12 protein-coding genes and 2 pseudogenes are annotated in these 13,664 nt (G+C 55.5%); 2 read left to right on the top strand and 12 right to left on the bottom strand.

Annotated features, from left to right (window positions below; translation table 11 throughout):
• Positions 1-255 precede the first annotated feature (255 nt).
• Complete coding sequence (locus ACODTZ_RS28325) at positions 256-756, bottom strand: ATP-binding cassette domain-containing protein (RefSeq protein WP_055971790.1); 501 nt, start codon at positions 754-756, stop codon at positions 256-258.
• Between the two features lie 154 nt (positions 757-910).
• Between ACODTZ_RS28325 and ACODTZ_RS28320 the strand changes: the two are divergent.
• Positions 911-1,561: pseudogene (locus ACODTZ_RS28320) on the top strand (CobW family GTP-binding protein); the annotation flags it as partial.
• A gap of 47 nt (positions 1,562-1,608) precedes the next feature.
• Here ACODTZ_RS28320 and ACODTZ_RS28315 read toward each other — a convergent pair.
• From ACODTZ_RS28315 to tnpA, 4 genes are read right to left on the bottom strand one after another with little or no spacing between them, the layout of a single operon-like run.
• Positions 1,609-2,160 (bottom strand): YecA/YgfB family protein, encoded by a 552-nt coding sequence (locus ACODTZ_RS28315; protein WP_055971787.1) that lies wholly within the window; start codon positions 2,158-2,160, stop codon positions 1,609-1,611.
• A complete protein-coding gene (gene tnpC, locus ACODTZ_RS28310) occupies positions 2,157-3,707 on the bottom strand; it encodes an IS66 family transposase (RefSeq protein ID WP_055971785.1) in 1,551 nt (516 codons plus the stop codon). Before tnpC ends, ACODTZ_RS28315 begins: the two co-directional genes overlap by 4 nt.
• A 48-nt stretch (positions 3,708-3,755) precedes the next feature.
• Entirely contained in the window at positions 3,756-4,088 is a 333-nt protein-coding gene (tnpB, locus tag ACODTZ_RS28305) for an IS66 family insertion sequence element accessory protein TnpB (RefSeq protein ID WP_210309521.1), read from the bottom strand.
• Positions 4,089-4,108: 20 nt separating this feature from the next.
• Complete coding sequence (gene tnpA, locus ACODTZ_RS28300; RefSeq protein ID WP_055971973.1) at positions 4,109-4,579, bottom strand: IS66-like element accessory protein TnpA; 471 nt, start codon at positions 4,577-4,579, stop codon at positions 4,109-4,111.
• Between the two features lie 85 nt (positions 4,580-4,664).
• On the opposite strand from tnpA, the pseudogene ACODTZ_RS28295 reads away from it, so the two are divergent.
• A pseudogene (locus ACODTZ_RS28295) lies at positions 4,665-5,012 on the top strand (GTP-binding protein); the annotation flags it as partial.
• A 200-nt stretch (positions 5,013-5,212) separates the two neighbouring features.
• Here ACODTZ_RS28295 and ACODTZ_RS28290 read toward each other — a convergent pair.
• From ACODTZ_RS28290 to repA, 7 genes are all read right to left on the bottom strand, one after another.
• Complete coding sequence (locus ACODTZ_RS28290; RefSeq protein ID WP_156381129.1) at positions 5,213-5,524, bottom strand: hypothetical protein; 312 nt, start codon at positions 5,522-5,524, stop codon at positions 5,213-5,215.
• Between the two features lie 167 nt (positions 5,525-5,691).
• Positions 5,692-5,991, bottom strand: a complete 300-nt coding sequence (locus tag ACODTZ_RS28285; RefSeq protein ID WP_055971779.1) for a hypothetical protein — start codon at positions 5,989-5,991, stop codon at positions 5,692-5,694.
• Between the two features lie 715 nt (positions 5,992-6,706).
• Entirely contained in the window at positions 6,707-7,228 is a 522-nt protein-coding gene (locus ACODTZ_RS28280; RefSeq protein WP_055971776.1) for a hypothetical protein, read from the bottom strand.
• Positions 7,229-7,395: 167 nt separating this feature from the next.
• Positions 7,396-7,830 (bottom strand): transposase, encoded by a 435-nt coding sequence (locus ACODTZ_RS28275; protein ID WP_055971773.1) that lies wholly within the window; start codon positions 7,828-7,830, stop codon positions 7,396-7,398.
• A gap of 2,164 nt (positions 7,831-9,994) precedes the next feature.
• Positions 9,995-11,209, bottom strand: a complete 1,215-nt coding sequence (gene repC / locus ACODTZ_RS28270; protein WP_055971766.1) for a plasmid replication protein RepC — start codon at positions 11,207-11,209, stop codon at positions 9,995-9,997.
• Between the two features lie 156 nt (positions 11,210-11,365).
• On the bottom strand, positions 11,366-12,337 hold the full coding sequence (gene repB, locus ACODTZ_RS28265) for a plasmid partitioning protein RepB (RefSeq protein WP_055971763.1): 972 nt from the start codon (positions 12,335-12,337) through the stop codon (positions 11,366-11,368).
• Positions 12,334-13,560 (bottom strand): plasmid partitioning protein RepA, encoded by a 1,227-nt coding sequence (repA, locus tag ACODTZ_RS28260; protein WP_055971761.1) that lies wholly within the window; start codon positions 13,558-13,560, stop codon positions 12,334-12,336. The genes repB and repA overlap by 4 nt, the downstream gene beginning before the upstream one ends.
• Positions 13,561-13,664: the final 104 nt, after the last annotated feature.

Genomic DNA, 13,664 nt, shown 5'->3' with positions numbered 1-13,664 from the left:
GCGACTTCGATATCGTCGCGTGTCACATCGCGGACCGCTTTGTGGATCGACACCTGAAGCACAGGTACTCCTGGACGCATGACCAGCACGACGGTTTCCCTGGGCGGGTATCCGGGCAGATGGCAGGTGACTCATTGACGGAGACGAGTGCGTCTTCACCAAGCGTGAGTGCATCGCGCGCCCATTGCTTTATGGCTCGGGCACTTGCGACGACGCCAGGATCGTTTCGTGACAGCGGATTGGCGAAGGTACGGCTCATGCTGGAGCACTCCGCCTGCGGGAAGCACGTGGCGCAAGCACATCGAATAGGTCGCGGATCGGTTTTTGCGGCATGTCCTGTCCGATCAGGACGACGCGGGTACTCCTGTCGTCGTCGGGCCAGGTGTGGAGGCGGTGACCCACGGCATCAAGACATCTTTCCAGATCGGCTTTGTCTTCGGCGGTAATTCTCCCGAGTAAACCCCTCCTCTGCCAGAAGCCGAGCGATATGAGGTCGATCACATGGGCGGGAAAGCTTCGGTCGATCTCCGACTGCTGCGGAAGATAGGCAAGCCGCTGGCACCGGCTCTCGCAGCGTCCACTGATCGGCTTGATAACGCCTGCAATCTCTTTAATCAGAGTCGACTTGCCCGACCCGTTGGCTCCGACGACTGCCGTCATCGATCCATATTCCATATTGCCAGTAAGATGGTGTACGGCGGGGTGACTGTCATAACCGAGAGTCAAGTCTTCGAAATGCAGGCAAATGCCGGTCATGGCCGCTCCGGAGGTTGACACTATCCAACAAGGTAATGTTATTACATGTTCCTATCCTATGTTATGTAATAACGTTTCTGCAACAGAGTGCAAGCCCGGTTCGATGCCTGCGTCCGTAATTCGCTATCAACCGGTCAATCGCGAGGACAAGATCATGACCCAGCAGACCGCCCCGACTCCCGTCATGGTGCTGACCGGATACCTCGGTGCCGGGAAAACGACCCTCCTCAACCGCATTCTCTCCGAGCCGCATGGCCGGAAGTATGCAGTGATCGTCAACGAGTTTGGCGAAGTCGGCATCGACAACGATCTCATTGTCGATGCCGAGGAAGACGTATTCGAGATGAACAACGGCTGAATCTGCTGCACGGTTCGCGGCGATCTGATCCGCATCATTGAAAGCCTGATGCGACGACGCGACCGCTTCGACGGAATTCTGATTGAAACCACCGGCCTCGCTGATCCCGCCCCTGTCGCTCAGACATTTTTCGTCGATGAGGACGTACGCGCCAAGGCCCGACTCGATTCCATCATCACCGTGGTCGATGCCAAGCATCTCATCGGCGAGATTGGCCGGGCCCATGAAGCACAGGAGCAGCTTGCTTTTGCCGACACGATCATCGTCAACAAGACGGATCTAGCTTCTCCGGAAGAACTGAAGGCGGTAGAGGACCGCATCCGCCGGATCAACCCGACCGCCAGCATCCTCCACACCCAACGCTGCGCCCTCAATATTTCAAGCCTTCTTGATAGGAGGGCCTTCGAACTCGACCGCATCCTTGAGGTCGATCCGCACTTTCGTGAGCGCAACGAACGCGCCACGTTGCCGAGGCGGCTGGTTTGTGCCGACGGCTATTGGCGAGCGGCCCGGGTGACAGCGTAGAGCTGGGTCACAGCGGCTCGGATATGGATATGAGCAGTCGCTCGGATTTTTCGTTTTTCCTGCGGTGACATGCGGAACAACAGTTTGGCGAGCTGCGGATTGACGGTCATGATCGGGGTGATGATGGGCTTGGGTGTGGCCAGCAGGATGGGTGCCCACGCCTCGCCACCCAAGCCCAGCCCCAGCGCAAAGCCGATTGCCCAAGCGTCGACGACCGTCCTGCCTTTGTCATGCATGAAGATCGGATAGTAGTCACCAGGGGCATGTGCGAGGAGGTGGTCCACTTCATCATGCCGGTTGAGGACGGTGTTTACGAGACGTTCCTCGATCGAACCGGGCTTCGTTTGTGGCAAGGTGCCACCGAAGACATTCGGCATCCAAAGTGCTGGCGCAACCGGCACGGGGCCAGCGACGATCGCCGCCAGCAAGCCGTCGATCGCGCTCATTCCGACATAGTCATTATGTCCGTCGCCGCGCAGGCGTTCATCAAGCTCATCATAGGAGACACATGGGCGATTCATGCTGCTTGCCTGGTCTGCTCGGGCGACCAATTCCAAGGAAGCAGTGTATCGAGCTGGTTGATTGTCGTTTGACCGGATACTACCCGCTCGAGGACATCGGCAAGCCAAGTCTGCGGATCAAGCCCGTTCAGCTTGGCCGAATTGATCAGCGAAGCCAGGATGGCAAAGGTCTCGCCACCTCGGGCGTTGCCGACGAACATCGAGTTTTTCCTCGTGAGAGCAACGGACTTCATCGAACGTTCAACAATATTGCTGTCGACTTCGATCGTTCCATCGTCGAGGAAGGCTGTGAGCCCAGTCCAGTGCGTGAGGGTATAGTTGATGGCCTTGGCGAGAGCCGATTGGTTCGAGATATCTCCCTTGAGGTCAAGCAGCCGGGCCTTCAATGACTTCATGATCGGGAGCGATTTTAACTGCCGCGTCTGACGGCGCTCTTCTGCGCTCTGCCCGCGGATCTGCTGCTCGGTCAGATAGACCTCCGCAAGGATCGACACGATCTCCAGGGCCTCCGATGAGCCGGTCAGCTTGACGACGTCCACGAACTTGCGTCGGGCGTGAGCCAGGCAAAATGCCAGCCGCAATGGATGCGCATTACTTTTGCCGCGCCGTTTGGCGAGGGTTTTGTATGCCGCATATCCGTCCACCTGAAGGACGCCATCAAAAGAGGCCAATTGGCGCTCGGCCTCACGGGCGCTGCGGCTCTCGGAGAAGATGTAACCAACGGCAGGAGGCGCTGGACCATTCCAGGGCCGATCGTCCACGGCTTGTGCCCACAGCTGACAAACCTTGGTTCGCTTACGCCCGGGATCGAGACGTGGGAGGCGTGTTTCGTCGGCGAAGACCCTGGGCTGTGAACGAATGAAGGCGAGAAGCCTGTCATAGAGCGGCTCGAGCCACCACGCCACACGCTCGACCCAGCTCCCGAGTGTTCCCCGATCCAGCACGATACCGTGGCCTGCGAAGATCTGGGTTTGTCGATAGAGTGGAAGATGCCATGCAAACTTGGATGTCACGACATGCGCCGCGAGTGCAGTCGTCGCCATTCCGCCATCCATGAAGCGTGTCGGCGCTGGCGCCTGCGTGATCCCGTTTGTGCAGGCCCGGCAGGCATAGCGAGGGCGAATAGTGCGCTTTACCCTCAGGATGGCGGGAACGATATCGAGGGCTTCGGTGGTCGTTTCTCCAACGCGATGCAGGTCGCCTGCGCAGCACGAGCATGTCTTGCTCTCCGGCTCGATGACAACCTCATAGCGGGGGAGATGCTTGGGGAGTGCACCAAGATTGCGTCCTGGAGCTCTCCGGGGAGATGGAAGAGGACTTTGCCCGCTATCATCGTTGGCAGCAACTGGGATATCCGCGAGGTCGCCGAGATCCAGACTAGTTTGTGTTGGATCGATGGTCGCAAGCTTCTCCGACCGAGCCCCGTGGATCAAGCGCTTGAGATAGTCTATCTCGGCTTTGAGATCAGCGTTCTCTGCACCGAGAGCACGAACCGTTCGGCTCAAATGCTCGATATTCTGCAGGAGTTGATCTTGGCTTGGCGACATGCTGGAGACTACCACATCCCCTAAAATCTTCAAGCAATTACAATTACATCATGCTGCTTTCGTCGGTCTTTTGACCTGCTGTGAGCCGATCCTCGTCCAATCCAATCCCGCGATCAGAAGGGCAAATTGTTCGGCCGACATCGTCATCGCACCATTCGTGATCGGCGGCCAAACGAACTTGCCAGCCTCCAACCACTTCGTGGCCAGGATCATGCCAGATCCATCCCAATAGACATAACGCAAGCGATCGAGACGCTTGGCGCGGAAGACAAACACGTCACCACAATAGGGATCCGCCGCTAGCGCCGACGCAACCAAAGCCACCAAGCCATTCATGCCGCGTCGAAAGTCGACGGGCTGCGTGGCTACCATGATCTTCATCCCAACAGCAGGAACTCCGATCACCGGCGACACCGGAGAGCTGCCAACATCGCCTGGGCCAACTCCGGTGCCACCGAGCCCACCACAGTCATGCGCGCACCGTCGAGCTCGATCTCAATTCTACCCGCAGCACTGCTGGCGACATCGAATGCCGTCGCGCGTTGCAGTCTTTGGCTATCGACCACATTCACCGGCACGAACGCTGGCTCCTGACCCAAGGCCTTGCCCGCTCTTTGCCCGATCAACCCAGCCTCCCGACGCCAGGCGTTCAGCAAACCACGATTGACCCCGTGCCGCCGGGCAACGGCAGAGATGTTGGCGTCAGGTTCAGCGCTCTCACAAACAATCCGCGCCTTCTCCTCGTCACTCCAATCCCGCCGCTTGCGCCGCCCGGTGATCACCTCAATCAGTCGGTACCCGCCTTCATGACGAGCCTCATGCATGGCTTCATCCATGACTCCAAGCATGGCATTAGCGTAATCCCTGGCCATCCCATTCAGCTCCTCTCGATGAAGGAGCATATCTCGCGGCCGCAATCACAAAAGAAAAGGTGGGGTGTTCGTCGCGCTCACGCACTTTCTTGAAGAGGCGCACGATCACGAGCACGACGACCATTTGACCAGCTTCTCGCTTGTCGAGCGCGATCCCCTTGATCCGGAGAAATTCTTCCCCTGGCTGCAGATGATCATCCATGCCTTTGGCCTGGATATCCTCCGTCTGAAAGGAATCATTTCCTTCTCCGGTGATGACGACCGTTTCGTCGTTCAGGGCGTCCATATGCTGCTGGAGGGAGACCATCAGCGCCGGTGGAAAGATGCAGAAGAGCGCGTCACTCGGCTCGTATTCATCGGTCGCGACCTGCCGAAGGATGTGATCACCGATGGTTTCCTCAAATGCCGGGCTCTCAGCCAGGCATCTGAGTAGGCACTCAAAGCAGATGTCCTGCTCTTTCAGACGCTGGCTTGGGCGATGGTTTGCAGTAACGTCCCGCCGGAAACCGCCTTGCTGCCGCGGCTAAAGGCCACGGTATGCCTTGGATACGGGGCTAAGTGACGAGGCCCCTATCCGACCACCAGCAAGGAGCAACAGATCATTGCTTCTACCGCGTGGTTGTCGCCGGACATCTATATATCATTCGCGTGAACCGTCAGGTTCTTCAAAAGGATCGATCGGCTGCTCACCTTGCGGTAACAATGGTCGCTCACCCCCATTCTCCGGTGATCCGAGCCCATTCGCCGAAGGCTTAGTTTTTGCTGCGATACCCGTTCCACCAAGAGTTGAAGGTAGTTCTGCCGAAATTGAGGCATTTCGATTTCGCCGGCAATCCATTGCTCGATCCAAGCCAGAAAGCGGGGATCGGTCTCCATTGGAAAGCCTGCGCTCCGAATTCGCTCGAAAACCCTTTCAGCAATGTTTCGTCGTTGTTCATTCTTCATCGGCTGCCACTCATTTGATTTGCGAGCGAAGACTGTCTATCGCTCAATCGCAAGGAATGTGCGCGGCGGCTAACGGTAATCTAGCGTGCGTATGGGCCAGTCTATGTGTCTATATTGATCAGTAATATCACGCGCCTCATGCAGAACATACCATGAGTATCTGCATTTTATCGAACAATTCCAAGGCGTTCACCAATTCTCGGCGCGTGCGGCTGCGCGGCCAGCTTGGTCATTTCGATGATCGTTTCCCGAGATATATCCTCGATCTCATACCCTTGGCTCCGGGCCCCCTCGGTGAGGGCTTCCAAACTAAGGAACTCTTCCAGAACGGTGCCAAGCCAGATCTCCCTGGACTTACCCATGAACGCTTGCAGGAAAAAGGTACGCAACGGCGGATCAAAGCCGATCACGGCGTGACGATCGGTTTTGCCCCCCTTGGTGACTGTGATTTTATGTCTGCGATCCAATAACCTTCTCCTTTCTTGCAATGTTACATCTTAACTCGGCAATGTCCGCGTTGAACCCACTGCCACCAAACGCCGCGATGGCCTGTTACATGGCTCGTCGCTCGTCGACTGAGGGAGCTATCGCGAACCGCCCTCTCAGTTTACTGGTGTCTCTTGGCACTCGATTGCAAGGCGCCGCGTACAACCATCCGAACAAGATAATAAGGTATTCAATCTGAGATCCTCACCGCAATATTGGAGCGTGATCCAGAATTATCCACCCGAGAGACCATAGTTGCCCTCGATCAACTTAATCAAAAGCCCCAATACGATAGTGGTTATTTTCAGGATGGCGGTGTTAAGTGCTGAAACCGCACCGCAAAACCTTAAATTGGGTACTGATATCGGCAGAAACGGGCGCACTCTCGTAGGGGACGGACGTTTCAATCAGACCCATTAAGTGCAGCGGAGCGGAAAAAGGCCATAGGTGCAGCGATTGATGTGATCAGAAAAGGTTCGCGGCGATTATACCGCTCGGGCCTCAGCGAGGAGTAGTTGGCAATTGCAGTGCCTGCAGCAGGACACCCCTGACTTCGGCCGCACACAAATCCTAGCCAAGCGCCGCGGTTTCACTGGTTGGTTGAGCCAAAGAGTCCGATCGCCGCGGATAAGATTGCCTTTCGAGTTTCCGAAACGGCTTACAACTCATCACGGGCTACAATGACAAGCAACAGCGTCACACGCTTTCGAGCCGATTGAGCACAGACTGCATCCACTCGTTTTCCTCCCGAAGTTTTACGAGCATGAGGCGTTTGAGGTAGCGATTGTCAGCCTCAAGCAGCGCGAGCGACTCTGGTGCGGCATGCCGACTGTGAGCGTTAGGGGATTTGAGCTGTTGCAAACGCCTTTCCTGGCTCCCCCTTCCCTTTTGCTTCTCTGCCAGCCCATTCGCCGGCCCTACAAGATCGTCGGCCTTCGCCTGGTCCGCAGATAGAATTTCACTCGACTGGTCATCGAGTTCCCCAATATCCAACCTCTCGCGCGGAATATTTTCGCGACCTGCAAGGATAGTTGATTTTTCGTCTTCTGAGTGCGCTTCCGAAATCAATGTTGGAAAGGCTCTATCAACTGTCACCATCGACGTTGAGGCATACGGTTCTGAGATACCCTGTGGCACCGCCTCGTCGGTCTCAATCTGCCGCGCGACGGCCTGCAGATCGAGATTGCCCCAAATGGAAGCCGATCGTGGCTTTGCCACGCGCCTGCTCGTCTTGTATTCGACGACAAAATTAGATCGTGGTGTTCTCATGTTCCGGATATTCAGAATTGGATGGAGTGAAAAGACCAATCGATTTGGACCGATGAAAACGCGCTTGCCCCAGAGGTACGTGCGCTCCTATGGCACGGACGCCGCATTACAACATGCTACTTCAAGCCCAATCTGCGGCGCAAATCAGCGTTTTCTGTTCGAAGTTTTTCCGCCAGAAGTTTGCGTAGCCGGCGGTTTTCTTCATCGAGCTGGATGAACTCCGCAAACTCGTCATCTTCTGCAATAGCGGATTGCGAAGTGGACCCAAACGCCTTTTTCCACTGATAGTAGGCCTGGTCGGAGATGCCGGCCTTCTCTACTGCTGCTTTGAGGGTATCTCCAGCCGCAACCTGCTCGTCGATGTGACGAACACGCTCGATCTTCTCCTGCTCACTGAGACCTCGGCTCTTGGGTTTCACGGACTTCTTCACATCCCCGCGAGCCTTGCCGGACGCAGCACTACGTGCCCTCGCAGGTAACTTCGCAGCGCGCTGTTCGACCTCAGTCGGTGACGCACCGTCGGCAGGAACATGGTTATCTTCGTCGGCCATTGGTCATCCTCTTTTGTTGCATGATCTTCTCCGTCAGCTCTAAGCGCCTGTCAACTCATCGGTGAAGACTCTGCGATAAACGAGCGATTTATGGCAGAATATGACAGCTCACATCGGACGAATGTTCTCTTATTTGGGAGCTACATTTATCCACCCCGGAGCATTCGACGGGTTTCGAATTGAACACCGCTGCGGTTTCGACCGAGGGGTAGAAGGATACCGGGGCCTAACAGACCGATGGTTCAATGACAGTAAACAGCGCGTCCATCTTCACGGCGAGGCGCTAACTGAATCAGTTACAACATTGTTTCAGCCCTTATATGCGCTGCATGTCCCGGTTAGGGTGATGCTTTACGGTCAAGGAAAATCTCAGTGTAATGTAACAGAAGACGCCTGCGCGATGTGAAATGGTCATGCACAAGACACCCAAAAAGATACAATATGGAAAACTGTTTGTTTTCCGCATATTAGTCGCTGTGGGAGCTCCCACAGAAAACCAGCGGTCTGTTTGCGCCTGTCTCGGGCCCGAAACCGAAGGATGGTAACGAAACGGCTGTCGCTCTCATCTGCGGCACGTACTGCAGCAAGCCTTCACGGTCTTGCGCAAGAGGGTTGTGACGATGATGAGTACGATGTTGCCCTCGCCGAGGGAGGCGGAAGTGAGCAGCTCTGGGCCCCTGTGATTGAATGGTGCATCGCTGGACGAGACCAGATCGAATAGAGCTTTGGTGAAGGCATTATACAAGCGTTGCCTAATCGGAGGGCCGACTGCCTTCGCGAAGAGTAGGGACAAGTTCTCTTCCAGTTACCCGGACCGGAGGTGGTTGTTCAGCGGTCTTTCCATGCCACGCTTCTTCACGAGCGTAGCGTTGCAGAGTCGACGATTTTAGGCCCTTTTCCCAATAACCCTTGGTCGCCACTCTCGCGCGCTTCCGAGCCATTGCGGGGAAAATCGTTTCCAGTGGTGGGCGTCCTCACGAACGCGGTTTATGACGCGCACGTGATGCGCCTTTATATTGGCGCCGCCTGCCCGTTCTCCATATCACGGAAGGCACCGGTTGCTCCTCAGTTAACTGCTGCACCGTTGCCTGGCGCGGCGCCGCGGCTAGCCAGCCTGATGGGAAGTGGGCGTGGTCCCTGCCCGCATGTCATGCTGACACCTCCATTTCTGCTTTGAAATCCCGCGACTGTGGAACCGAACGGTCATCACCGCATGAGCCTTCGTGTTGTCGGCATCCACGTCGAATTCAAGTTCGAATTTCGTCTATCTGACCCGTGCCACCGTCCCGAGCCGTATGTTCTAGACGTCTTTTTCATCTGTGTTCCCTAGCTCCAGGAAATGAGGTGATATCAGGTACCCCCACGCTTATACATTCAGACTCTTTAGTACTGCGCTTATAAATCATCGCTCTACGCACAATCAGGATATCGCTTTATATCCCCTCATAGCGGATGGTACCGATCGAACCATGGCAGCGGCTTCGTTCGATTAAAGCCGAACAGCCACTGGGTCTCCCCACAAAGACCAAGCTCGCTTAAACAAGATGGGATCAGGTGGATGATGTGGGTGGATCTATGTTCTGAAAGGCCGGTTCGATGTGCCGTCGTCAAGAGCGCGCCTCTCTGTTGCGAATGACAACCGGGGCAGGTGTTCGCTGATCCAATGCTTTGGGTAGCGGGACAAGACCGATCCATTTAATGCTGAACGATCGCCGCCTTCGTAGCTCGTTCAGCCGGAAGATCTGGCTGCTGCAGGGCAAGATGAGCCAATCGCTCGCAGCGATTATCGGCCGCGGCGTCAAGAACTCACCGAGGAGGCGCGAGAACGCAGCAAGCAACTGCCTATCGATCGAGACTGCTGAGCGGATGGCCGATGGCTGTAACATTTGCCGATCTTGCTTCCGATGGACATTGAGGTCTCGCAAATGGAAGGGCAATAGCCTCATCTGCGGCACTCGGGCACACCCTGCACAAAGTGCTGTATCCAACGGTCGTGGCTGAGGGTTTCAATTCCTGCGTCAACGGCGAGATTGCTGGCGCCATTATTCATATCAGCACGTAGACCCGTAGAGCCACGGGTCGGCTACCGTCGTTCGCACCACGTTCTCTTGGCAACGCATCTCCAAAATATTACGACAACCGAGGAGGGGCCCTCTCACCGTGCTTATCCCGCATTTCGCCCTTCCCGCGGGCTAACGTTTAGGAGCGCCATGACCATGGGCCCGATTGAAAATTCGCCACGCTCAGCCCTTCTCGTCAGATCTCTGAGATAGCCCCCCGGAGAATTGATCATATTCGCTTTCTCGAGAATGCAGGCAACCGCTACCGCAGCATTCTCAGGCCCCATAACCTCGCAGGCTTCTTGGTAGGCGGAAGCGCTGATGCCGAGCATTGATCGAACGACGACTCCGGCGGACATGAACTCTCGCCAATTCGCGATTTCACCATTCTTGCCGTAATCGGCAATCTGCGGGCATGCTCTCATCACCAACCCTAGCGGAAATACCTTCGGCGGCTCGCTCCGTTGCCTGTTACCAGCACTCGACTTCGCCCCCAGCCCTTTTTCGGAGCTTGGTTCAAGTTCATATAAGGATTCGGTTTTTGAATTCTGTATGTGCTGCTCAATACGGGCAGCATTGCTGCTAGAATTCTTCTCTTTATCATACGTTTCCAGTCGGTTGAGCACTTCTTCCTTCAGCATTTTCATCTCATCGAGCAGACTTGTCACCACCTCGATGTCTGCTTTGCGTGGAATGCGGGATACGAGCCGCACATACATGTCCTCAATGGCGTCCCAGTCTCCATCAGCAGCCTCTTCGATTGCCGCAGAAACAAGCTTCCTGACGTCTCGCCGGCAAACGGTCAGTGCTTCCCTGGCGTTCTTGAGGGCAACGCGGTCGGCCAAAGTCTGCTGTGCCATAATGGCGAACTCGTCAGCGCGTGCGAGCAGGGGAGACAAATCGAAGCCGAAGGCATGGTTGACAATGCCAGAGTTATCCTTCCGCGCGTAACGCTTTCCATTTGCGCTGTCCTTTCGGACAATCAGCCCGGCTTCGACCAGAACAGCGATATGCCGCCGAAGTGTCGAACCAGGCATACTGTGAGCTCGCAGGGACAGCTGAATGTTTGACGGGAAAACGATGAGTTGCGCATCCTGACGCAGCTCATTTTCGGGATAGAAGCTTAGGAGCGCGTCCAGGACCGCAAGGCTGTTGGACTGTATTGCCAACAGCTCAATAGCCACGGAGATGTCCCGGAAGACTTTCCACTTGTCTACGCTTTTGCCTGCTCTGATTTCCCCGACAGCTTGTTGCCGCCGTACGAGGGCAAGAGATATCGGCCGCCGTCCGAACGGCGTTGTAACATTTCCGCTTTGCATCGTTCTTTACCTGTCAGCAGGCAAAAGAAATTTGTTCGCCAAATTGGCGCCGAAGACTCTTGACGATGATTCTCGAAAATGCGATTCTGAGCTTGCTAACGAACAGAATAGGGCTTCCGAGACGGCGACGTTTTGGGGGCTCTTTTCTTTTGCGGGTTAAGCTTCCTTCTCTTTTTCATTGCTGGCCTGATACTCCTCGTAGAGTGAGGCCAATCGTTCGAGCACGAAGGTCGCGAAGTCTGGCGTCGCCTTCTTGTCGATTGTTATTTCGAGTTTTGCCCGGCTGTTCTTAACTTGGGCCAAGCGGCTACCTGTGGATGTCGACAGGACGTCAGGAGCACCGCGTCCAAGACGAGCGGGTTTCAGATAAGAGATAACCTTTTTGAACCGGTCCTCTGATGGAAGGGCGCTCAGTGAGCGAGCCAGATCGAGAACCTTTGGAAGTTCTGGAAACTTTTCGACAAGCTCCGCCAATTGCTGCCAGTTACCGCGTCCTACACCCGGCGCCGGTCCGATAGCATCGACTAGATCGGCTGGGAGGGCATCCACAAGCGCCATCATGCGCGAGACATCTGCTCTGTCGATCGACATCGCCGCGACGATAATCTCGCGTGTGAACCGATCCTTGAGATTGGCGGCGAACCGCGCTTTCTCGATATAGGTCAGGTCTGCGCGTTCATTGTTTTCTTGTCCCTGTGCGATCACCAACTGCTCATCGGTGAGCTCACGGACAATGGCCTTCGCCTTGATTCCGAGTTCTTTGAGAGCCCGCAGGCGACGATGGCCGAACGCAACCTGATATCTATCGGGAAACTCGGGATGAAGACGAACGAGAATAGGTACCTGCTGCCCTTGTTCAGCAATCGAAGACTTCAAACCTTCGACATCACCGTCCATACGGTCTTGAACAAAAGAAGGTTCGATAATGGCGGTGTCGATCTCGATCACCGCCTGGCCTTCCATCAAACTCTTTTCGATCTCCTCAGCGCGCCGGCTGCGGTCGTTCAGGTCTCCAACAGACCGCTTGATAGCTGACATCGGTTTCGCGGTCCCTTGGAGAGGCCTGGCGAGCGGTGGCGCGGTTCCCCCTGGTGTGGGGAGGTCGGCGAAGAGATTTTTACGGCTCATGTTCTACCCCATGTCTTTTTGATGAGGCTCTCAATCTCGTGATTGACACTGTTCATCGATTCGAGTGCCCGATCATAGGTGGCGCGGTTGAACTGACTTCTGTCGACCTCAAAGAGGGTCTGGTTGGTCAGGCCAGCGTCTGAAATCGCGGTACTCTTCACCATTGAGTTGACCATTACATTTGCACCGAACAAAGACCGCAAAAACGCGACCATCTGGTGCTGAGGCCCGTCGGTGGGTTCAAAACGGGTGACGAGATAGCGCATCCAGTTCTGCTTATCTTCAGCTCCCGCTTCCCCAATGGTGTCTAAGAGGTCACTGGTCATTGCCAAAAACTGATTCATGGACAGAACATCGAGCATCTGAGGATGGACTGTGATGAGGACGGACGTGGCCGCGGTCAGGGCTGAAAGCGTGAGATAACCAAGTTGGGGAGGGCAGTCGATAACGACGACATCATATGCATCGGCAATTTGGTCGAGTGCATCTGACACGCGAGCGAAGAATAGCCTATCGCTGGGATCTCGTTTTGCGAGAGCCATGGGAGTCGCGTGCTCGAACTCCATGAGTTCAAGATTGCCGGGGATCAAGTGAAGGTCAGGGATATACGTCGCTCGGACGATATCCTGAATTGGCCGTCTCTCCTCATCATACCGGATAGCGCCGTAAATCGTGTCGTTTTCGCCGACATCCGTCTCCGGTTGGCTGCCAAACAGTGCTGACAAACTCGCCTGGGGATCAAGATCGACGGCAAGGACGCGGTACCCACGAAGTGCGAGGTACTGGGCAAGATGTGCCGAAGTTGTTGTTTTACCGGAACCGCCTTTGAAATTCATGACCGCAAGGACCTGCACTTCTTCACCATCGCGGCGATGCGGTAGGTATCGCCCAGCGGGCCGGCTGCCTGCGTCCATATATTGGCGTATCTTGGCGATGTCTTCGACAGAATATACGCGACGGTTGCCCGGACCAGAAGCCACTTTGAAGTTCAGGCTTTCATCCTTCTCCATTTCGCTAACGATGGTCCGCAGATATCCTTCTGCACAATCGAAGAGCTTCTCAGCCTCTGCTGGCGAGAAGTTTCTGATCGTCTTGCGTGCGTGAGGCGGGAACACCTTCGTTTGGTAGGCTTGAAGTTGGGCCGAGAGCGCAGCCGAATGGTTTCGGACAAGATCCCGAAAACCCGAAAACTCCTCGATGGGTGCCAAATCCAAATTCACCATTGCCGCACTTTCTTCCCCAAGATACGGAGTTTTGCCAACGCACGGCTAAACTCCGCAAACAGATAAGACGCGATTTTCCGATTTCCGCAAGCGCTTTATAGTTA

The organism is Rhizobium sp. FG113, assembly GCF_057809895.1.
The sequence above is the reverse complement of the archived record's forward strand: the minus strand, read 5'-3'. Positions and strand labels throughout refer to the sequence as shown.